This window comes from Mesorhizobium sp. WSM4311 (assembly GCF_002295115.1).
GTDB lineage: Bacteria > Pseudomonadota > Alphaproteobacteria > Rhizobiales > Rhizobiaceae > Mesorhizobium.
In genome coordinates this window covers 204,804-226,155 of the sequence record NZ_NSFV01000004.1, presented here as the reverse complement: position 1 = coordinate 226,155, position 21,352 = coordinate 204,804, and the positions used below count along the sequence as shown (strand labels likewise).

General features: G+C 64.1%; 21 protein-coding genes. 6 read left to right on the top strand and 15 right to left on the bottom strand.

The features are described 5' to 3' along the window. Positions 1 to 34: 34 nt before the first annotated feature. Genes CK226_RS11915 through CK226_RS11895 form a run of 5 tightly spaced genes read left to right on the top strand, consistent with a single transcriptional unit; the run spans position 35 to position 5,275 of the window. On the top strand, positions 35 to 1,633 hold the full coding sequence (locus CK226_RS11915; protein ID WP_038651939.1) for an ABC transporter substrate-binding protein: 1,599 nt from the start codon (positions 35 to 37) through the stop codon (positions 1,631 to 1,633). A gap of 45 nt (positions 1,634 to 1,678) precedes the next feature. Next, entirely contained in the window at positions 1,679 to 2,686 is a 1,008-nt protein-coding gene (locus CK226_RS11910; RefSeq protein WP_095771743.1) for an ABC transporter permease subunit, read from the top strand. 26 nt (positions 2,687 to 2,712) lie between these two features. After that, positions 2,713 to 3,597, top strand: coding sequence for an ABC transporter permease subunit (locus CK226_RS11905; protein ID WP_245437747.1), 885 nt, complete (start codon positions 2,713 to 2,715; stop codon positions 3,595 to 3,597). Beyond that, on the top strand, positions 3,597 to 4,448 hold the full coding sequence (locus CK226_RS11900; RefSeq protein ID WP_095771745.1) for an ABC transporter ATP-binding protein: 852 nt from the start codon (positions 3,597 to 3,599) through the stop codon (positions 4,446 to 4,448). Before CK226_RS11905 ends, CK226_RS11900 begins: the two co-directional genes overlap by 1 nt. Then, positions 4,445 to 5,275, top strand: a complete 831-nt coding sequence (locus tag CK226_RS11895; RefSeq protein ID WP_095791952.1) for a dipeptide ABC transporter ATP-binding protein — start codon at positions 4,445 to 4,447, stop codon at positions 5,273 to 5,275. The genes CK226_RS11900 and CK226_RS11895 overlap by 4 nt, the downstream gene beginning before the upstream one ends. A 121-nt stretch (positions 5,276 to 5,396) precedes the next feature. On the opposite strand, the gene CK226_RS11890 is transcribed toward CK226_RS11895, so the two are convergent. The 4 genes from CK226_RS11890 to CK226_RS11875 form a co-directional block, all read right to left on the bottom strand. After that, positions 5,397 to 6,671: a cysteine desulfurase-like protein gene (locus CK226_RS11890; RefSeq protein ID WP_095791951.1), complete on the bottom strand. Its 1,275-nt coding sequence runs from the start codon at positions 6,669 to 6,671 to the stop codon at positions 5,397 to 5,399. A 48-nt stretch (positions 6,672 to 6,719) separates the two neighbouring features. Beyond that, positions 6,720 to 7,394, bottom strand: a complete 675-nt coding sequence (locus CK226_RS11885; RefSeq protein ID WP_095791950.1) for an amino acid ABC transporter permease — start codon at positions 7,392 to 7,394, stop codon at positions 6,720 to 6,722. 148 nt (positions 7,395 to 7,542) lie between these two features. Then, on the bottom strand, positions 7,543 to 8,340 hold the full coding sequence (locus CK226_RS11880) for an ABC transporter substrate-binding protein (RefSeq protein ID WP_019862988.1): 798 nt from the start codon (positions 8,338 to 8,340) through the stop codon (positions 7,543 to 7,545). 397 nt (positions 8,341 to 8,737) lie between these two features. Continuing rightward, positions 8,738 to 9,499: an HpcH/HpaI aldolase/citrate lyase family protein gene (locus tag CK226_RS11875; RefSeq protein WP_095792155.1), complete on the bottom strand. Its 762-nt coding sequence runs from the start codon at positions 9,497 to 9,499 to the stop codon at positions 8,738 to 8,740. Between the two features lie 123 nt (positions 9,500 to 9,622). Between CK226_RS11875 and CK226_RS11870 the strand changes: the two genes are divergently transcribed. Beyond that, on the top strand, positions 9,623 to 10,717 hold the full coding sequence (locus CK226_RS11870) for an LLM class flavin-dependent oxidoreductase (protein ID WP_095791949.1): 1,095 nt from the start codon (positions 9,623 to 9,625) through the stop codon (positions 10,715 to 10,717). Here the strand turns inward: CK226_RS11870 and CK226_RS11865 are convergent. From CK226_RS11865 to CK226_RS11810, 11 genes are all read right to left on the bottom strand, one after another. Further along, positions 10,714 to 11,127 carry a RidA family protein gene (locus CK226_RS11865; protein ID WP_095787228.1) on the bottom strand — a complete coding sequence of 138 codons (414 nt, stop codon included), beginning with the start codon at positions 11,125 to 11,127 and terminating at the stop codon, positions 10,714 to 10,716. The genes CK226_RS11870 and CK226_RS11865 overlap by 4 nt on opposite strands. A 64-nt stretch (positions 11,128 to 11,191) precedes the next feature. Beyond that, positions 11,192 to 12,340 carry an acyl-CoA dehydrogenase family protein gene (locus CK226_RS11860; RefSeq protein WP_095792154.1) on the bottom strand — a complete coding sequence of 383 codons (1,149 nt, stop codon included), beginning with the start codon at positions 12,338 to 12,340 and terminating at the stop codon, positions 11,192 to 11,194. A gap of 236 nt (positions 12,341 to 12,576) precedes the next feature. Next, complete coding sequence (locus CK226_RS11850) at positions 12,577 to 13,389, bottom strand: enoyl-CoA hydratase family protein (RefSeq protein ID WP_095791948.1); 813 nt, start codon at positions 13,387 to 13,389, stop codon at positions 12,577 to 12,579. Further along, on the bottom strand, positions 13,386 to 13,856 hold the full coding sequence (locus CK226_RS11845; RefSeq protein ID WP_010913223.1) for a MarR family transcriptional regulator: 471 nt from the start codon (positions 13,854 to 13,856) through the stop codon (positions 13,386 to 13,388). The genes CK226_RS11850 and CK226_RS11845 overlap by 4 nt, the downstream gene beginning before the upstream one ends. Next, a complete protein-coding gene (locus tag CK226_RS11840) occupies positions 13,850 to 14,623 on the bottom strand; it encodes an SDR family NAD(P)-dependent oxidoreductase (protein ID WP_095791947.1) in 774 nt (257 codons plus the stop codon). The genes CK226_RS11845 and CK226_RS11840 overlap by 7 nt, the downstream gene beginning before the upstream one ends. After that, entirely contained in the window at positions 14,620 to 16,914 is a 2,295-nt protein-coding gene (locus CK226_RS11835) for a bifunctional salicylyl-CoA 5-hydroxylase/oxidoreductase (protein ID WP_095791946.1), read from the bottom strand. The genes CK226_RS11840 and CK226_RS11835 overlap by 4 nt, the downstream gene beginning before the upstream one ends. Before the next feature lie 142 nt (positions 16,915 to 17,056). Further along, positions 17,057 to 17,656 (bottom strand): VOC family protein, encoded by a 600-nt coding sequence (locus CK226_RS11830; protein WP_095771756.1) that lies wholly within the window; start codon positions 17,654 to 17,656, stop codon positions 17,057 to 17,059. Positions 17,657 to 17,733: 77 nt separating this feature from the next. Next, positions 17,734 to 18,570 carry an ATP-binding cassette domain-containing protein gene (locus CK226_RS11825; protein WP_095791945.1) on the bottom strand — a complete coding sequence of 279 codons (837 nt, stop codon included), beginning with the start codon at positions 18,568 to 18,570 and terminating at the stop codon, positions 17,734 to 17,736. After that, positions 18,563 to 19,441, bottom strand: coding sequence for an ABC transporter ATP-binding protein (locus CK226_RS11820; protein WP_095791944.1), 879 nt, complete (start codon positions 19,439 to 19,441; stop codon positions 18,563 to 18,565). Before CK226_RS11820 ends, CK226_RS11825 begins: the two co-directional genes overlap by 8 nt. Then, positions 19,438 to 20,286, bottom strand: coding sequence for an ABC transporter permease (locus CK226_RS11815; RefSeq protein WP_095771759.1), 849 nt, complete (start codon positions 20,284 to 20,286; stop codon positions 19,438 to 19,440). Before CK226_RS11815 ends, CK226_RS11820 begins: the two co-directional genes overlap by 4 nt. Next, a complete protein-coding gene (locus CK226_RS11810; RefSeq protein WP_095771760.1) occupies positions 20,279 to 21,286 on the bottom strand; it encodes an ABC transporter permease in 1,008 nt (335 codons plus the stop codon). The genes CK226_RS11815 and CK226_RS11810 overlap by 8 nt, the downstream gene beginning before the upstream one ends. Positions 21,287 to 21,352: the final 66 nt, after the last annotated feature.

Genomic DNA, 21,352 nt, shown 5'->3' with positions numbered 1-21,352 from the left:
TAGAGGGGCTTGGAAGAACATCAGGGAGTGCTCAATGAAAAAGAAACTCGCTTTTGCGGCCGCTTTGCTGGCCGCAAGCGTTCTCAGCGGCATGGCCAATGCAAAGACGCTCGTCTATTGCTCGGAAGCGTCGCCTGCCAATTTTGATCCGGGTACCACGACTGGCGGCAACGACTTCGATGCCTCGTCGCGTACCGTCTATTCGCGTCTGGTCGAATTCAAGCATGGCGGCACCGAAGTCGAGCCCGGCCTTGCCGACAAGTGGGAGATTTCCGACGACGGCCTGGTCTACACTTTCCACCTGCATCCGGGCGTCAAGTTCCAGACCACCGACTATTTCAAGCCGACGCGTGACCTCAACGCCGACGACGTCGTTTTCTCCTTTGATCGCCAGTTCAACAAGGCGAACCCCTGGAACGGCGACAAGTACCTGCCCAACCTGACCTGGGACTACTACACCGGCATGGACATGCCGAAATACGTCGCCAAGTGGGAGAAGGTCGACGACCTGACCGTCAAGCTGACGCTGACCGAGCCGAACGCGCCGATGCTGGCCAACCTTGGCATGGACTTCGCCTCGATCGTGTCGAAGGAATATGCCGACCAGCTGGAGAAGTCCGGCAAGATGGCCGATTTCTCGACCAAGCCGATCGGCACAGGTCCGTTCCAGTTCGTCGACTACCAGCTGGATTCGGTCATCCGCTACGCGGCCCACCCGGATTATTTCAAGGGCAAGGAAAAGATCGACGATCTCGTCTTCGCCATCACGCCCGACGCCACCGCCCGCACCCAGAAGGTGCTCGCCGGGGAATGCGACATCGCGCCCTATCCGAACCCGGCCGACATCGCCACCATCAAGGCCAACAAGGACGTGACCCTGATGGATCAGGCCGGCCTGAACATCGGCTATATGAGCTACAACACCACCATCCCGCCGCTCGACAAGCCCGAGGTGCGCCATGCGCTCAACCAGGCGATCGATCGCGAATCGCTGATCAAGTCGCTGTTCCAGGATGCCGGCGCCACGCCTGCCGAAAACCTGATCCCGCCGACCATGTGGTCGTGGAACAAGGATGTGAAGACCGACGCCTACAATCCGGAAGCGGCCAAGAAGGTGCTGGCCGACGCCGGCCTGAAGGAAATCCAGCTCTGGGCATCCGACCGCGTTCGCCCGTACAACCCGAACTTCCAGCGCGCTGCCGAACTGATCCAGGCCGACTGGGCCAAGGTCGGCGTCAAGGCGGAGATCGTCAACTACGAGTGGACCAAGTATCGCTCGGAAGGCAAGAAGAAGGACCGTCCAGGCGCTTTCCAGATCGGCTGGACCGGCGACAATGGCGATCCGGACAACTTCTTCGCCACCCTGTTCGCCTGCTCCGCCATCGGCGTGTCGAACTACTCGAGCTGGTGCGACAAGGACTTCGAGGATCTGATCCAGAAGGCCAAGAAGACCAGCGACCAGGCCGAGCGCACCAAGCTCTACGAGCAGGCGCAGGTGATCTTCGCCAAGGAAGCGCCCGCCTTCCTGCTGGTCCATAGCCAAGTCTATGCGGTCGTGCGCAACAATGTCAGCGGTTTCAAGATGGATCCGCTCGGCATTCACCGCTTCGACGGCGTTGACAAGGCCGAATAAGACTATAGAGCGGGGCGGCGCAATGAAGCGCCGCCCCCCTACATCATGCTAAAATACATCCTCCACCGAATTGCACTTTTGATCCCGACGCTTGTCGGCATCACGATCTGCGCCTTCGCCTTCGTCAGGCTGCTGCCCGGCGATCCTATTCTTGCCATGGCCGGTGAACACGGCGTGGCGCCGGCGCGTTATGAAGAGCTCAAGGAGCAGTTCGGCTACAATCTGCCGATCTGGCAGCAATACACACGCTATGTCGGTGAGGTCGTGACCGGCGATTTCGGCGTCTCGATTTCGTCCAAGCGCCCGGTGCTCGAAGAGTTCAAGACGCTCTTCCCGGCGACGCTGGAACTGTCGTTCTTTGCCATGATCTTCGCCATGGTACTGGGCATTCCGGCCGGCATCTTCGCGGCGGTCAAGCGCGGCTCCTGGTTCGATCAGTCGCTGATGGGCACCGCGCTCGTCGGCTATTCCATGCCGATCTTCTGGTGGGGACTGCTGCTGATCATCTTCTTCTCCGGTTACCTCGGCTGGACGCCGGTTAACGGCCGCATCGACCTGCAGTACTTCTTCAAGCCGATCACCGGCTTCATGACCATCGACACCTTGCTCTACGGCAAATGGGCTGCATTTCGCTCGGTATTGCGCCATCTGGTGCTGCCGACAATTGTGCTCGGCACCATTCCGCTGGCTGTGATAGCGCGCCAGACACGCTCCGCCATGCTCGAGGTGCTGGGCGAGGACTATGTGCGGACGGCCCGAGCCAAAGGGCTTTCGTCGGCCCGGGTCATCGGCGTGCATGCCCTGCGCAACGCACTCATCCCGGTGGTCACCACCATCGGCCTGCAGGTTAGTACGCTGCTCGCCGGTGCCATCCTTACCGAAACGATCTTCTCATGGCCCGGCATCGGCAGGTGGATGGTCGAATCCATATCCAAGCGCGATTATGTCGTCGTGCAGTCTGGCCTGCTTTTGATCGCGCTTATCGTCATGGCCGTGAATCTGATCGTCGACGTGCTCTATGCCGTTATCAACCCACGCATAAGGGCGGCGTGATGAGCCAGTCGACCGAAATCGCCCCGATGGCCGCCGGCAACCCGGATCGCCTCACCGGTCTCAGGACCTTCTGGTTTTATTTCTCGGTGAACCGGGGCGCCGTTATAGGCCTGTTCGTCTTCCTCCTTTTGGTGCTGGCGGCGCTCTTTGCGCCGCTGCTGGCCCCCTACGCGCCAGACATCCAGGACAAGACCGCATTCTTGCGGCCGCCTGCATGGCAGGCAGGCGGCAGCTCGCAATATCTGCTCGGCACCGATCCGGTTGGGCGCGACATCCTTTCACGCCTGCTCTACGGCGCGCGCTTCTCGCTGCTGATCGGCGCGGTCGTGGTCTCGCTGGCGCTCATCGGCGGCATCACGCTTGGCCTGCTGGCCGGTTATTTCCGCGGCTGGGTCGACGTGGCGATCATGCGCGTCATGGACCTTATCCTGGCCTTCCCGTCGCTGTTGCTGGCGCTGGTGATGGTCACCATCCTCGGTCCCGGCCTGTTCAATGCGATGCTGGCCATCGCGCTCGTGCTGCAGCCGCATTTCGCGCGGCTGGTGCGCGCCGCGGTGATGGCCGAGAAGAGCCGCGAATATGTCGTGGCGGCGAAGGTCGCCGGCGCCGGGCATCTCAGGCTGATGCTTCGCACCATCCTGCCCAATTGCCTGGGACCGCTGATCGTCCAGGGCACCTTGTCTTTCTCCAACGCCATCCTCGAAGCGGCCGCCCTCGGCTTCCTCGGTCTCGGTGCCCAGCCACCGACGCCCGAATGGGGCACGATGCTCGCCTCGGCGCGTGAATTCATCCTGCGCGCCTGGTGGGTGGTGACCTTCCCAGGCCTGGCGATCCTGATCACCGTGCTTGCCATCAATCTGATCGGCGACGGTCTGCGCGATGCGCTCGATCCGAAATTGAGGAGGTCGTGATGGCGCTGCTGGACATCCAGAACCTCGTCGTCGAATTCCAGACCGCATCAGGTATGTTCCGGGCGGTCGATGGCGTTTCCTTGCATGTCGACGAGCGCGAAGTGCTGGCGATCGTCGGCGAATCCGGTTCCGGCAAGTCGGTCTCGATGCTGGCGGTGATGGGCCTTTTGCCGTGGACCGCGAAGGTCACGGCCGACCGCATGAGCTTCAATGGCCGCGATCTTCTGAAGCTGAGCCCTGCCGAGCGGCGCAAGATCGTCGGCAAGGACATGTCGATGATCTTCCAGGAGCCGATGGCCAGCCTCAATCCCTGCTTCACCGTCGGCTTCCAGATCGAGGAGGTGCTGCGTTTCCATATGGGCATGGACGGTGCGCAGCGCCGGGAGCGCGCCATCGAACTCCTCACCCAAGTCGGCATTGCCGAGCCGGCGGAACGGCTGAACTCGTTCCCGCACCAGATGTCGGGCGGCCAATGCCAGCGCGTTATGATCGCCATTGCCATCGCCTGCAATCCGAAGCTTTTGATTGCCGACGAGCCGACTACCGCGCTCGACGTCACCATCCAGAAGCAGATCCTCGATCTCCTGGTCTCTCTGCAGGCCAAATACGGCATGGGCCTGATCATGATCACCCACAATATGGGCGTGGTGGCCGAGACCGCCGACCGCGTCATCGTCCAGTACAAGGGCCGCAAGATGGAAGAGGCCGACGTGCTGTCGCTGTTTGAGCAGCCGAAGAGCAATTACACCCGCGCGCTTTTGTCGGCGCTGCCGGAGAACGCGGTGGGCGACCGGCTGCCGACCGTCTCCGACATGCTGTTCGAGCCGGCGCCCTCGGGAGCCGCCGCATGAGCGTCAAGGTCGTCGAAGGCAAGAATATCGTGCGCGACTACCATGTCGGCGGCGGGCTGTTTCGCGCGCAGCGCACCGTGCATGCGGTCAAGGGTGTCTCGTTCAGCGTCGACAAGGGCAAGACGCTGGCCATCGTCGGTGAAAGCGGCTGTGGCAAGTCGACGCTCGCCCGCATCATCACGCTGATCGATCCGGCGACTTCGGGGGAGCTGTTCATCGACGGCAACAAGGTCGACATCGCCAGGAGCGGATTGACCAAGGAGATGCGCCGCAAGGTGCAGATCGTCTTCCAGAACCCGTACGGCTCGCTCAACCCGCGCCAGAAGATCGGCGACGTGCTGGGGGAACCGCTGCTCATCAACACCAACAAGCCGGCCGAGGAACGGCGCGACCTCGCCATGAAGATGCTGAAGAAGGTCGGCCTTGGCCCCGAACACTACAACCGCTACCCGCATATGTTCTCAGGCGGCCAGCGCCAGCGCATCGCCATCGCCCGCGCACTGATGCTCAATCCGAGCCTGCTGGTGCTGGACGAGCCGGTCTCGGCGCTCGACCTTTCGGTGCAGGCGCAGGTGCTCAACCTGCTCGCCGACCTGCAGGACGAGTTCCAGCTGACTTATGTCTTCATAAGCCATGATTTGTCGGTCGTGCGCTACATCGCCGACGACGTGATGGTGATGTATTTCGGCGAAGCGGTCGAATACGGCCCGCGCGAAGAGGTCTTCGCCGATCCCAAGCACAGCTACACCAAGACGCTGTTCGCCGCGACGCCGCGCGCCGACGTGGCGAGCATCAAGGCCAGGTTGGCGAAGAAGAAGGCCGCCTGAACCTCGGATTTCGTCATCCTATGGTCTGCGCCGCGTCGCTTCGCTCCTGCTTCGCCATAGGATGACGACGTCGAGGAACCGCAACCGACTCCCATGCAAGGGTCGGACCAAAGGTCCAGGCTCAAGACAGCCTGGCGATAATCGCGCCCAGCGCTTCGCCGAATTTGTGCACTTCCTCGACCGTGTTGTAATGCACCAGCGAGGCGCGGATGGCGCCGCTGTCCATCGACAAATTGAGGCGCTTCATCAGTCGCGGCGCGTACATGTGCCCGTCGCGGATGCCGATCTGCATCTCGGCCATCTCCTCGACGATCCGTTGCGGTGAGAGCTTGCCGATGTTGAAGCAGAAAGTCGGCACGCGCTCGTTGATGCGGGCCTCGTCGGCGACGCCGTAGACGGTCGCGCCGCAGCCTTTCAGCACGGCAAGCATCTCGCGCGCCAAAAGCAGCTCATAGTCGCGGATGGCGCCCATGCCGGCGACGATGTTCTCGCGCCGCGAGCGGTTGTTGGAGGGGGCCAGATTGCGGCCGATCAGTTCCAGATACTGCACGGCCGCATCCATGCCCGAGACGTTCTCGTAGATGAAGGTGCCGGCCTCGACCTTGTAGGGCGGCTCGTCGGGGATGAAGTCCTCGCGAAAAGTCGGCAGCCGCTTGAGCGTATCGAAGCGGCCCCAGAGAAAACCTATATGCGGCGAGAAATTCTTGTAGCCGGAGCAGACGAGATAGTCGCAGTCCCAGGCCTGCACGTCGATCAGCCCGTGTGGACCGTAGTGCACGCAGTCGAGGAACACTTCGGCGCCGGCCGCATGCGCGATCCTGGCGACCGAGGCGACGTCGACGATCGAGCCGATCGAATGCGCGGTGACCGTGCAGGCGACGAGGCGGGTGCGGTCGGAAACCAGCGGGCGCAAATCGTCGACATGCAGATTGCCGTCCTCGCGCATGCGCCACCATTTGAACTTGGCGCCGGCGGATTCCAGTGCCAGCCAGGTCGCGATGTTGGCGTCGTGGTCCATGTCGGTGATGACGATCTCGTCGCGTTCCCCAAGCATCTGGCCGATGCCGAGGCTGACGAGGCGGATGAACGAGGTGGCGTTCATGCCGAAGCAGATTTCCGCCGAGCTATAGGCGTTGATCAGCAGCGCCACGCTTGTCCGGGCGTCGGCGACGGACTGGTCGACGGTGACGCTGCGGCCATAGCGGCCGCCGCGCTGTACATTGTGCGAAACCAGATGGTTGGTCACCGCGTCGAGCACGCTCTGCGGGATCTGCGCGCCGGCGGCATTGTCCATGAAGATGAAATCGCCGGCCCGCTGCAGGGCGGGAAACATGGCGCGGATGGTGTCGACGGGGAACGCTGCGGCGTTCGCGTTGTCGGTTTGGTGCTTGTTCACGGGCAGGCTCCTGCGAAGAATTTGGCGGGTGGAGAACGGTTGGCGAGGTCAGCGCGCCTTCTCGGTCTTGAAGCGGTCTTCAAGCAGGCTGACGAGGCGCACCATCGGCCAGAGGAAGATGAGATAGACCAGTGCAGCGCCGATCAGCGGCGAGGGATTGGCGTAAAGCGACTGCGCGTTGGTCGCTTCCTTCAGGAGTTCCGGCAGCGCCACGGTGGAGGCGAGCGAGGTGTCCTTGAACATCGAGACGCAATTGCTGGTCATCGGCGGGATGACGACGCGGATCGCCTGCGGCAGCACCACCTTGCGCAAGGTCAAGAGGAACGGCAGGCCCAGCGCCTGCGACGCCTCGAACTGGCCTTTCGGAATGCTTTCTATGCCGGAGCGGAACACTTCCGCCGAATAGGCCGACATGATGAAGGCGAAGGCCGTCACCGCGGACGCCCAGGACGACAGGCGGATGCCGAGGAAGGGCAGGGCATAGTAGATCAGGATCAGCACCACCAGCACCGGCAGCGCGCGAAAAATATCGGTGTAGGCGACCGCCAGCCAGCGCAGCGGCTTCGGCGCATAGAGCCGCACCAGGCTGATCAGCAGGCCGATGGGGATGCCGATGCCGATGCTGAAAATGCCAAGCAGCAGCGTGTTCAGGAAGCCGCGCAGCAGCGCAGGCAGGCTGGCCATGATGACGTCGGGATTGAAGAAGGTGTCGATCAGCGACATGGGAGCGTTCCCGAACCCCAGAGCAAGGGGTGCTCAAAGTTGAAACCAATCGACCTCGCCCATGGCGAGACGGTCCGCGCGGCAGTGCGAAAGCGTGAAATGAATCGTGCCGGCCTGGAAAGCCGGCACGATTTCAGTGCATCTCCGCTCAGGCCTTCGGCAGCGGCATTTCCTTGACGGTCGAGGAATCGGCCGGCGCGTCGCTGCCGAACCACTTCTTGTGGATCGCGGCCAGCGTGCCGTCCTTCTTCATCGCGGTCAGCGCGTCGTTGAGCTTGCCGAGCAGCGGGTGGTCCTTGGTCATCATCAGCCCGTACTGTTCACCGGTCTTGATGCGCTGCTTGACCTTCAGATCCTTCATCTTGGTGAAGGAGTATTCCATGCCCGGAATGTCGCTGACGGCGGCGTCGACGCGGCCGGCGCTGAGGTCGAGCAGCAGGTTCTGCTGCGTGTCATAGCCCTTCACATCGCTAAAGCCGTCGGCTTCCTGATGAGCCTTGACCCAGGTCTCGCCGGTCGAGCCGGAGAGCACGCCGACGATCTTGCCCTTGAGGTCGGCTTCGGTGTTAACAGCGCTGTCGGTCTTCGTCGCAATGCCCATGTCGGAATCATAGTAGGGCTGGGTGAAAGACTGCGACTTCAGCCGCTCGGCCGTGATGGTGATCGACGAGATGGCGACATCGATGCGCTTCGACGTGGTGGCCGCGAACAGCGCCTGGAAGCCGAGATCGGCGATATCGGTGGTCATGCCGATGCGCTTGGCGGCTTCGTTGACGATGTCGACTTCAAAGCCCTCGAAGGTGCCGCTCTCGTTCTTGTACTCGAAGGGCGGATTGGTCGGATAGGCGCCGACATTGAGCACATCGGCGGCGTAAGCCGTGGCGGGGCCGGCGGCGATGCCGATGGCGGCGGCAAGCAGGATGAGATTGCGACGTGTCAGGTTCATTTGGTGTTCCCTCTGGGGTATCCCCTCTGGTTGTTGATCGGGCGGGCTCGCCCCGCACGGTTTCTTGCCGTCCCACCTCCCAGCGGGGCGTCAATTCATGGCAGCGACCTGCGCGCGTGGTTGGCGATGGTCTCTGTACGCGGATCGCGGATCTGGCAGCGCACGCCGTCGAAAGCACAGCGCGCGCTGGATGATGACTGGGGCAGCATGAACGACAAGGACTGAACCCCCCGAAGCACCACGATGGACTGGCCGGCAACCCCTGCGGCAGGGCCGCCGTCATCGATCTTGAATGCTTATCCAAAGTGGGACGCATTTCAAGGCGAAAGTTTTAAGCTTAAAAAGCTTGGCTTGCGTGTTGCTCCGGCGATACGCCTTTTTGTCTGGCCGCGCCTGTCTATGCCAATTCGTCGCGCGCCGCGGCAGCGTTGGCCGCGGCGCCGGCGCCCAGAAACATCGTGTCGCTGGCCAGCACGAAGAAACTCGCGCCGATGGCTGCCCACCGGCTGATGGCCTGTGGGCTGGCGCAAAATATGCCTGATGTCTTTCCGCGTGCGACCGTCGCGCCGATGACTGTCCGGATCGCCGCATTGAGCTTGTCGGCGCCTTGCGGTCCGATCGCGTCGATCGACACCGAAAGATCGCCCGGGCCGACGAAGATCACGTCGACGCCGTCGGTGGCCGCGATCGCATCGATGTTGGCGAGCCCCGCCGCTGTCTCGACCTGAACCGCGACGACGGTTCTGTCGTTGGCGCCGGCAAGATATTCGGGAATGCGATAACCATAGCCGGCGGCTCGGCCAGGCCCGACGCCACGCTCGCCCAGCGGCGGATAGCGCGAGGCTTTCACTGCTGCTTCGGCCTGCGCGGCGGTCGAGACGCGCGGCACCAGCACGCCTTGCGCGCCGCTGTCCAGCGCCGCCTGGATGGCTTCCGGCGCATGGCCGGGAACGCGTACCATCGCCGGCACGCGGCGAACGTCGGCCGCGCGCACCATGGTCTCGATCATGTCGCGCGAGATCTGCGCATGCTCCCAGTCGATGCAGAGGAAGTCGAGGCCCGACAGCGCCATCACTTCGACCGCGACCGGATGGGGAATGGCGGCAAACGAACCGACGAGGTTTGCCTTGCCGATGCATTTCTGGCGGAATTCGCTCATGCCGATCCCCTTTGTCGTCTGGCCCAAACTCATATCCGCAATCGGCGGCGAGGCGAAGCTATTTCAGGCTTGAAATATTTTACCGCGAGCCTAGCGTGTGGCCTCCCGCCGCGAGTTCCCGAGATGATCAAAGCGCATCCCCTGCACGGCCCGAACAAACTGAAGCTCGGCGTCTTTTCGACCAACGCCGATGGCGGGCTTGCCATCACCGATGTGCCGGAACGCTGGACGGCAAGCTGGCAGGACAATCTGACGGCAGCGCAAATTGCCGACCGCGCCGGGCTGGAATTCATGCTGCCGATCGCGCGCTGGCGCGGCTTTGGCGGCCGCAACAAGGTGCGCGAATGGTCGTTCGAAACCTTCACCTGGGCGGCTGCTCTGGCGGTGGCCACCGACCAGATCGGCCTGTTCATGACCGTGCACGTGCCGTTGGTGCATCCGCTCTATGCCGCCAAGGCGCTGGCGACGGTCGACCACATCAGCCAGGGCCGCGCCGGGCTCAACATCGTCTGCGGCTGGAACCCGAAGGAATTCGGCATGTTCGGCACGCCGCTGGTCGAGAAGGGCTACGACCAGGCGGCCGAGTGGATCGAGATTCTTGAAAAGCTCTATGCATCGGCCGGGCCGCTCGACTATGAAGGCACCTATTATCGCCTGAAGGAAGCGGTGAGCCGGCCGGCCAGTCTGCAGCTTCCTCGCCCGGTGACTATGAATGCCGCTTTCGGCGGGCCGGGCCGCGACTTCGCCGCCGCCCGGTGCGATTATCTGTTCACGACCTTTTCCGAGATGAGCGATGCCGGCAAGCATGTCGCCGATATCGGCGAGCGCGCCGACAAGGCCGGCCGCGATGTCGGCGTCTACACCGTGGCGCATGTCGTCTGCCGCCCGACCATGGAGGAGGCGCAGGCCTATTACATGCGTTACGCGGTTGATCTGGCCGACCATGACGCGGTCGACGCCCATATGGCTGGCAAGAAGGAATTCTCGCAGTCGCACGACCCGCACGCCTATGACCGGTACCGCCAACGCTTCGCCGGCGGGGCCGGCACCTATCCGCTGGTCGGAACACCCGAAACGATCGCCGCCGACATGGCCGCCATTGCCGGGAACGGCTATCAGGGCATCGCGCTCTCCTTCGTCAACTACACGCAGGAGCTGCCCTATTTCTGCGACCACGTGCTGCCGATTTTGAGGAAGGCTGGTCTGCGGGTAACTTAGTCCGGACGAACGAGTTCGTCCGGTATCACAGCGGTGGCCTGGATCTCCACCTTGGCGCGGTCCTCGACCAGCGCCATCACCTGCATGGCGGCCATCGCCGGGAAATGTCGGCCGATCACCTCGCGATAGGCTTCGCCGAGCCCCCTGAGATTGGCGAGATACTCGGCCTTGTCGGTGAAATACCAGGTCATCGAGGTGATGTGCCGCGGCTCGGCACCGGCCTCGGCCAGCACAGCGACGATGTTTTGCAGCGTCTGCCGCACCTGGCCGACGAAGTCGTCGGTTTCGAACTGGCACTGCCCGTTCCAGCCGACCTGTCCGCCGACGAAGATGAGCCGTCCACGCGCCGCGACGCCATTGGCGTAGCCGACCGGTTTGGCCCAGCCTTCCGGCTGCAGAATCTCATGCATTTGAAGCCTCCCGGTATTCCTGAAACCAAGTCTCAAAATCGAATGCCCGTCAATTTTCCCGCCGTCAGGCCGCGCCCATCACTTGCCGCGCGATGACCACCTTCTGCACGTCGGAGGCACCCTCGTAGATGCGCAGCGCGCGGATCTCGCGATACAGGCTTTCGACGATGTGGCCTTTGCGCACGCCGTCGCCGCCATGCAGTTGCACCGCTTTGTCGATCACCTCCTGCGCCTTGTCGGTGGCGAACAGTTTTGCCATCGCCGCCTCGCGTGTCACCCGCGCCGCGCCCATGTCCTTGGTCCAGGCGGCGCGGTAGACCAGAAGCGCCGCCGCATCGACGTCGAGGGCCATGTCGGCGATGTGACCCTGCACCATCTGCAAATCGGCCATCGGTGCGCCGAACAGTTTGCGCTCGGCCACTCTGCTGATGCTTTCTTCCAGCGCCCGGCGGGCAAAGCCGAGCGCTGCCGCACCGACGGTCGAGCGGAACACGTCGAGCACCGACATGGCGATGCGGAAGCCGTCACCTGGCTTGCCGATCAGGGCCGAGATGGGGACACGGACCTGATCGAAGGAAAGCCGCGCCAGCGGATGCGGCGCGATCACTTCGAGGCGCTCGGCGATGCCGAGGCCCGCAATGTCGCCAGGCACGATAAACGCGGAAAGTCCCTTGGCGCCCGGCGCCTCGCCGGTGCGGGCAAAGACGATGTAGAGATCGGCGATCCCGCCATTGGAGATCCAGGTCTTCTCGCCGGTGAGCACATAGCTGTCGCCGTCGCGGGTCGCCGTCATCTCGGTGTTGGCGACATCGGAGCCGGAGCGCGGTTCCGACAGGGCGAAGGCCGAGATCGCCTTGCCGGCCCGCGTTTTCGCCAGCCATTGCTGCTGGTCGGCCGTGCCGAACAGGCTGAGCGCGCCGGTGCCCAGCCCCTGCATGGCAAAGGCGAAATCGGCGAGCCCGTCATGGCGGGCAAGCGTCTCGCGCGTGATGCACAAAGTGCGGACATCGAGCGGGCCGGGATTGTCGGTGTCAACAGCGGTCGGCTTCAGCCAACCGTCGCGGCCAAGTTTTTGCACCAGCGCGCGGCAGGCGGCATCGACGTCATGGTGGCTGACGGGGAGATTTCTTGCGCACCATGCTTCCAGGCTCTCGGCGAGTTCGCGATGGCGGTTCTCGAAAAAGGGCCAGTTGAGGAAGGAACGGTCAGGCATGCTGGCCTCCGCAGCACATGGAGTGTTGCGCTCTATGACGCCCCCCTCTGTCCTGCCGGACATCTCCCCCACAAGGGGGGAGATCGGCTATTATTGCCGCATTCGCCAATCGCCAGCGTTGCAAGACGGGAGCCGGCGCCCAAGCTGCCAATCTCCCCCCAAGTGGGGGAGATGTCCGGCAGGACAGAGGGGGGCGCTGCCCCGCCGGCAAGTCCTTCTTGAGCGAAGAAAACATCTCAATTCCCCTCGAACACCGGCTTCTGCTTGTCGACGAACGCCTTGTAAGCGCGCTCGAAATCGCGCGTCTGCATGCAGATCGCCTGTGCCTGCGCTTCCGCCTCGATCGCCTGGTCGAGGCCCATCGACCATTCCTGGTTGAGCTGCGTCTTGGTGATGCCGTGGGCGAAGGTCGGGCCGGAGACGATGCGCGCCGCCATGTCGAGTGCGTCCGCCTCGAGCGAGGCCGCATCGACCAGCCTGTTGTAGAACCCCCACCGCTCGCCCTCGGCGGCAGTCATGGTGCGGCCGGTGTAGAGCAGTTCGGCGGCGCGGCCCTGGCCGATGATGCGCGGCAGGATCGCGCAGGCGCCCATGTCGCAGCCGGCAAGGCCGACGCGGGTGAACAGGAAGGCGGTCTTGGCCTCAGGCGTGGCGATGCGGATGTCGGAGCTCATGGCGATGATGGCGCCGGCGCCGACCGCCACGCCGTCGACGGCGGCGATGATCGGCTTGCCGCAGTTCAGCATCGCCTTGACGAAATCGCCGGTCATGCGGGTGAAGGCGAGGAGCTGCTTCATGTCCATCTTGACCAGCGGGCCGATAATGTCGTGGACATCGCCGCCGGAGCAGAAATTGCGGCCATTGGAGAGGAACACCACGGCGTCGACATCGTCGGCATAGACGAGGTCGCGGAAGGTGTCGCGCAGTTCGGCATAGCTGTCGAAGGTCAGCGGGTTCTTGCGCTCCAGCCGGTCGAGCCGGATCTTGGCGATCCTGCCTTCGACCTCCCACAGGAAATGCTTCGGCTTCAGCCCGGCCATCCCGGTCATTCGCGTCCCTCCCAGTTGCTGCGGAACGAGGTCAGCATGCCGGTCAGCCGGCGCGCATCCTCCTCGCTGACCTTGCCCAGCAATTCGCCGATCCAGCCCTCATGGGCGGCGGCGATGGTGGCAAAGGATTTGGTGCCTTCCTCGGTCAGCCGCACCATGGAGGTGCGGCGGTCGCCATTGCGGCGGGCCCGAGCGACCAGTCCTTCGGAAACCAGCCGGTCGACAATGCCGGTGACATTGCCGTTGGAGACCAGCAGGAAGCGCGACAGGTCGCTCATCAGCATGCCTTCAGGCACGCGATAGAGGGCCGCCATCACGTCGAAGCGCGGCAGGGTCGTATCGAATTCTTTCTTCAGGCGTTCGCGCAGTTCGGCCTCGATCGTGCGCGAGGCGCGCAGCAGCCTGATCCACAGACGCAGACGGTCCTTGCCGGGTCCCGACGGTGCGGGCAGGGGGCCGGCTACCATGTTTCGCCTCCTGAGATGGAAATTGCCTGTCCGGTGATCGATGACGCTGCCTCGCCGCACAGCCACAGCACGGCGGCGGCGACTTCCTGCGGCTGGATGAAGCGGCCTTGCGGGTTGGTCGAGGCAAGGCTCGCCCGCGCCTCGCCGGCCGAGCGGCCGGTCTTTTCAACGATGCGCTGGATGGATTCTTCCAGCATATCGGTCTCGACGAAGCCCGGGCACACAGCGTTGACGGTGACGCCGGATTTCGCGGTCTCCGCCGCCAGCGCCCGCATCAGCCCGACGACGCCATGCTTGGCCGCCACGTAAGGTGCCACGTAAGCGTAGCCTTTCAGCCCTGCCGTTGAGGCAATGAAGATGATCCGTCCTGTCTTGCGCGCGGCCATGCCGGCCAGCGCCGGCTTCACCGTCAGGAAGGCGCCGGTCAGGTTGACGTCGAGCGTCTTCTGCCAGTCGGCGAGCGTGGTCTTGTGCGCCGGTGTGCTGCCGGCCATGCCGGCATTGGCAATGACGATGTCGAACGGCCCGCGCTCGGATTCCGCCCTCTGGTAGAGCGAGGCCATCGACACCTCATTGGTGACATCGGCGGCGATGCCGAAGATACGGTCGCTTTCGCCGGCCACTTTGGCAAGCTCGGCGTCGCGCCGGCCGCAGACGGTCACGTCGATGCCGGTACCAGCCAACGCCAGCGCGATGGCCCGGCCGACACCGGAGCCACCGCCAGTGACCAGCGCATGCTTGCCGGAGATCGCTGGTGCCGCCGTCATACTTTCAGCCCCGCGGCGGCATCGCGCTCGGCCAGCCGGTAGATCTGGTCGCGTCCGGGCAGATAGGGATCCGGCCATTTCACGCCGCGGTCACCGAGCGTCACCGCCGCGTGCAGCGTCCAGTACGGGTCGGCAAGGTGCGGCCGTGCCAGCGCCACCAGGTCGGCGCGGCCGGCCATCAGGATCGAGTTGACATGGTCCGGCTCGTAGATGTTGCCGACCGCCATCGTCGCCATGCCGACCTCGTTGCGGATGCGGTCCGAGAACGGTGTCTGGAACATGCGGCCGTAAACGGGTTTTGCCGCCGTTGAGGTCTGGCCGGCGGACACGTCGCAGATGTCGACGCCGGCCTCATGCAGCAGCCGCGCGATCTCGACTGCGTCGGCGGGTGTGACGCCTTCGATGCCGACCCAGTCATTGGCTGAAATGCGCACCGAGATCGGCTTCTCCGCCGGCCAAGCGGCGCGCACGGCGTGGAAGATTTCCAGGGGATAGCGCATGCGATTTTCCAGCGCGCCGCCATAGGCGTCGGTGCGCCGGTTGGTGACCGGGGTGATGAAGGACGACAAGAGATAGCCGTGCGCGGCATGGATCTCCAGCATGTCGAAGCCGCAGCGGTCGGCCATCTCGGCCGAGGCCACGAACTCGTCGCGCACCTTGTCCATGTCGGCGCGATCCATCGCCTTCGGCACCTGGTTCTGCGGCGACCACGCGATCGCCGAGGCCGCCATGACAGGCCAGTTGCCCGACACCAGGGGCACGTCGGTGCCTTCCCAGCCGACACGGGTTGAGCCCTTGGCGCCGGAATGGCCGATCTGGGCGCAGATCTTGGCCTCGGTCTCTGTGTGGACGAAGTCCAGCAGCCGCTTCCAGGCCACCTCGTGCTCGGGCGCGTAGAAGCCGGGACAACCGGGCGTGATACGGCCTTCCGGGCTGACGCAGGTCATCTCGATATAGACGAGTCCGGCGCCGCCCTTGGCGCGCTCGGCATAATGGGTGAAATGCCAGTCGGTCGGGCAGCCGTCGACGGCCTTGTACTGCGCCATCGGTGAGACGACGACGCGGTTCTGCAGCTTCATGTCGCGCAGCTTGAACGGCGCGAACATCGGCGCCCGGCGCAGCCTGTTGCCGCCGGCACCCGCCTGGCGCTGGAACCATTCTTCGGCACCCCCCAGCCATTCGGCATCGCGCAGCCGCAAATTCTCGTGGCTGATGCGCTGCGAGCGGGTCAGCAGCGAATAGTTGAACTGCACCGGATCGAGGCCAAGATAGCGCTCGACCTCCTCGAACCATTCGAGCGAATTGCGCGCCGCCGATTGCAGCTTAAGCACCTCGGTTCGCCGTGCGTCCTCATATTTGCGGAACGCGGCATCGAGATCCGGCTCGGTTTCCACATACTCGGCCAGCGCGACCGCGCTTTCCAGCGCCAGCTTGGTGCCGGAGCCGATCGAGAAATGCGCCGATGCCGCCGCGTCGCCCATCAGCGCCAGGTTCTTGTACGACCAGCGTTCGCACAGCACGCGCGGGAAATTGATCCAGGCCGAACCCCTGATGTGGTTGGCATTGGTCATCAACGCGTGGCCGCCGAGATGCCTGGCGAAGATGCGCTCGCACACCGCGATCGATTCCTGCTGCGTCATCACACCGAAGCCGAAGGCAGCCCAGGTCTGCTCGCTGCATTCGACGATGAAGGTCGCGGTCTCACTGTCGAACTGGTAGGCATGCGCCCACACCCAGCCATGCTCGGTCTTCTCGAAGATGAAGGTGAAGGCGTCGTCGAATTTCTGGTTGGTGCCGAGCCAGACGAACTTGCATTTGCGGGTGTCGATGTCCGGCTTGAAGATGTCGACGAAGGTGTTGCGCGCCCTGGAATTCAGCCCGTCCGCGGCGACGACTAGATCATGAGACTCCATGTAAGGCTTGGGATCGGCGATATCGGTCTCGAACATCAGCTTGACGCCGAGCTCGCGGGCGCGACGCTGCAAAAGGATCAGCAACCGCTTGCGGCCGATGCCGCAGAAACCGTGACCTGACGAGACCGTGCGCACGCCGTCATGAATGACGGCAATGTCGTCCCAATAGGCAAAATGCTTCTTGATCCAGACGGCGCTGACCGGATCGTTCTTGGCGAGGTTCTCAAGCGTTTCGGCCGACAGCACGACGCCCCAGCCGAACGTGTCGTCGGCGCGGTTGCGCTCGAACACCGTCACATCGTGCGCGGCGTCCCTGAGCTTCATCGATATGGCAAAGTAGAGGCCGGCTGGACCGCCGCCGAGAACCGCAACCTTCATCTGTGCGATCTCCTCTTCGCTTGCTGCCTGGTGAGTATCGCGCCGGCGGCAAAATATTTCAAGCTTAAAGTTTTATGTCGAAATCATTATGCCGATACCGGGCAGCGCGCTTGCGTGTCGCCCCGCAAGCGCGCGCCAAGGGTCACTTTTCCGGGTTCTTCGGGCTCCACAGCACCGTCTCGGCACCCTTCTCATAGGCCATGCCGTCGGGGTAGCTGATCGCTTCCAGCTGCAATCCCCAGGGCGCCTGGAAATAGAGAATGGTCTGGCCGGCGGCGGGCCCTTGCTTGACCGGCAGGGGCCCCATGCGTGTCTTGACGCCCTTGCCATCGAGATAGGCTTTGGCGGCGGCAACGTCGTCGACATAGAGGGCGATATGGAAGCCGCCAATGTCGCTGTTCTTCGGCGTCAGATCCTTCTGGTCGGGCGCGGTGTATTTGAACAGCTCGATGTTCGAGCCATAGCCGCAACGCACCATGGTGACCTGCTCGATGACGGCCTTGGGATCGACGCCCAGAAGGTCCTGCATGAAGGTACCCTTGTCATCGGCGAACGGGCCGAACGACATTGCCTTCTTGCAGCCGACCACCTCGGTGAAGAAGTCGACCGCCTGCTTCATGTCGGGGACGGTGATGCCGGTGTGATCGTGGCCGCGCATGCCGGGGATCGAATCGGCCGAGGCCATGCCGGCGCCGCCAAGGACAGCGGCGGCAAGCGTTGCATTTCGAAGTATCGTCTTCATGTCAGTCCTCTCCATTGGCGGGACCTGGGTCTTTGCGGTCGCATGTCCGAACCCCGCTTTTCGGCATGTGTATGCATTCATGTCGGGGCCTTGGCGGCGGCAGGAATGTCCAGCCAGCCGGCGTCGATTTCGGGCAGCGGAATGGCTCCGATGAGGTCGCGCGTGTAGGCCTGCCTGGGATTGTCGAACAAGGCGTCGGTGGCGCTGGCTTCGACGATCATGCCTTCGCGCATGACGATGACTTGCCGGCACAGCCGCCGGATGACCGACAGGTCGTGGCTGATGAAGGCGACGGTCAGGCCCATGTCGGCTGCGAGCTTCTCCAGCAGGGTCAGGATCTGCGCCTGCGTCGACACGTCGAGGCCGGAGACTATCTCGTCGGCCAGCACGAATTTCGGCGACAGCGCCAGAGCGCGCGCAATGCCAACGCGCTGGCGCTGGCCGCCAGACAGTTCGTGGCGGTAACGGCCGGCAAAGCTCTGCGGCAGGCCGACCCGCTGCAGCGCCTCGGCGACGCGCGCCTTCAGATTGTCGCCAAGCCCGTTCTGCTTGAGCGGCGCGGCGATGATGCTGGCGATGGTGCGGCGCGGATTGAGCGACGACATCGGATCCTGGAAGATCATCTGCAGATTGCGGCGCAACGGCCGCAACTCCGCTTCCGGCAGATGCGTGATGTCGCGGCCGTCGAAGCCGATGCTGCCGGCGCTGGGCTCCAGCAGGCGCACCAGGGCACGACCGAGTGTCGACTTGCCGGAACCGGATTCGCCGACGATGCCGGTCACCGAGCCCTTCGGCAAGTCGAAGTCGAACCCTTTCAGGATTTCGGCCAAAGGCGCACGGCCGATCAGCGGCTTGCGCGTCATGTCGGGCAAGGCGACCTTCAGCCCGCGTACGGAAAACAGCGGCTCAACCATGCGGCCGCCTCCACGCCAGGTCTGCTGCTGCGATCTCGGCGGCAAGCCCAGCCAGCACCGCTCCGTCCACGGGTTTCAGCGAGGCGAAAGGGTCGGTATAGCGCGGCGTCGCCGCCATCAGCGCCCGCGTATAGGCGTGCTGAGGGGCGGCGAAGAGCGCTGCCGTATCGGCTTCCTCCACCACCTTACCGGCATAGAGCACCGAGACCTTCTGGCTGATCTTGGCGACGACGCCGAGATCGTGGGTGACGAACAGGATCGCGGTGCCGTGCTCGCGCTGCAACGCGGCGATCAGGCGCAGGATCTGCTTCTGCACGGTGACGTCGAGCGCCGTCGTCGGCTCGTCGGCGACGATCAGCCGGGGTTCGGCGGCGAAGGCGGCCGCGATCAGCACGCGCTGGCGCATGCCGCCGGACAGCTCGTGCGGATAGCTTTTCAGCACGCGCTCGGGATCGCGGATCTGCACCTCGTCCAGCAACTGCCGGGTGCGCCGATCGGCCTTCTCGCCGCTCCAGCCGAGAATGCGCACCAGCCGGTCGGTCATCTGCGGACCGATGCGGCGCGACGGGTTGAGCGCGGTCAGCGGATCCTGCGGGATCAGCGCGGTGCGGGCGCCGATCAGCGTGCGCCGTGCCTTGGGCTGAAGCCTGCCGAGGTCTTCGCCCTCGAGCAGCATGTCGCCTTCGACGAGCCGCACGCTCGACGGCAACACGCCGAGCACCGCCTTGCCGATCATCGTCTTGCCGGCGCCGCTCTCGCCGACCAGTGCGCGCACCTCGCCGGGTTGCACGGCAAGCGACACTGAGCGCAGCACGCGCTGGCCGTTCGGCAGCACGGCGCTGAGATTGGCGATGTCGAGACAGGCGCTCATCGCAGCACCGGGTCGAAACGGGCCTTCAGCGCTTCGCCGAACTGGCTGAACGACAGCACGGTGAGGATCAGCGTGATCAGCGGAAACACCAGCACCCACCAGGCCTGATGGATCGACAGCCGGCCCTCGGCGATGATGCTGCCCCAGGTCGGATCGTCGGTCGAGATCGACAGATTGACGAAGGACAGGATCGCCTCGACGATGACGGCGATGCCCATCTCCAGCGACAAAAGCGCCACGATCGACGGCACCACATTGGGCAGCACTTCGCGCAGCATGATGCCGATGCGGCCATAGCCGGCGATGCGGGCATTCTCGACATAGTCCATGCGCGACTGGCCCATCGCCTCGGCGCGGATCACCCGGCAGAAGCGCGTCCAGTCGATGATGGCGATCGCCAGGATGACGGAGCTGAGGCCGGTGCCGAGCACAGCGACCAAGAGGATGGCGAACAGCACCGGCGGAAACGCCATCCAGATATCGACGACGCGCGAAATGATGCGGTCGGCCCAGCCGCCGAAATAGCCTGCGATCAGCCCGAGCGTCGAGCCGACGAGGCAGGCGGCGATGGCCGCCGCGAAAGCGACGATGAAGGCGATACGGCCGCCGAAGATCAGCCGGGACAACAGATCGCGGCCGAGGCTGTCGGTGCCCAGCCAATAGCCGGGCTCGGCGCCATCAAGCCAGAAGGGCGGCAGCCGCTCCAGCATCAGATCCTGCGCCAGTGGATCCTGCGGCGCCACCAGCGGCGCGAAGATCGCCGCCAGCAGAGCCAGCAGCAGCCAGCCGCCGGCGAGCCACAGCCTGGGGCTCGGTCCGCGTCTTGATGTGCGGGCCTCATCCATGGCGCAGCCTCGGGTTGAGCAGGGCATACATCATGTCGACCACGAGATTGATCAGCACGAACAGCAGCGCGAAGACCAGCACGATGCCCTGGATCAGCGGCAGGTCGCGGTTGATGACGGCATCGATCGCCATGTTGCCGAGGCCTTCATAGGAAAACAGCCGCTCGACGATGACGGTGCCGCCGATCAGGAAGGTGAACTGCACGCCGACCAGGGTCAGCGTCGGCAGGGCGGCGTTCTTCAGCGCCTCTCGCAGGATGACCTGCGTCTCGGAAAAACCCTTGACCCGCGCCAGCACGACATAGTCGAGGTCGAGCACTTCCTTCAGCGACTGTTTCAGCAGTTGCGAGATGATCGCCGCCAGCGGCAGCGCCAGCGCCACCGCCGGCATCAGCATGTGCTTCAACAGGTCCCAGGTCAGGTCGAAGCGCAGCCGCAGCAGGCTCTCGAAGAAATAGAACTGGGTGGCGAAGGGCAGGTCGAGCTGCGGCGACACACGGCCGGAAATGTCGAAGATCGGCACCAGCACGCCGAACAACAGGATCAGCACCAGGCCCCACAGGAAATCGGGAATGGAAAGTGCCGCCCCGCTGGCGATGTCGATGCCTGCCTCCACCGCCGTGCCGCGTTCTCTGGCGCCGAGGACCGCCGTCGTACCGCCGATCGCCACCGCCATGATCAGCGCGACGATGGCCAGTTCCAGCGTCGCCGGCAGCCGGTTGAAGACGAGGCCGAGCACGTCCTGCCGCAGCGAAATCGAGGTGCCGAAATCGCCCCGGACAACGCCGGACAACCAGATGAAGAATTGCTGCACGATGGTCTTGTCGAGCCCGTAGAGCGCGCGCAGGCGGGCGATGTCGTCATCCGTCGCGCCGGGCGGCAGCATCATGGCGATCGGATCGCCGGGCGCGACGCGGATCACGACGAAAACGACGATGGCCACGCCGAACAGCGTGATCAGCATCGTCAGAAGACGGATCAGGAATCTTTGCAGGAGCATGCTGGCTGAAGCCCGGCCTGTCTCAGTGATCGGTTAAGCGAAACGCCCTCTCATCCGGCCGCTTGG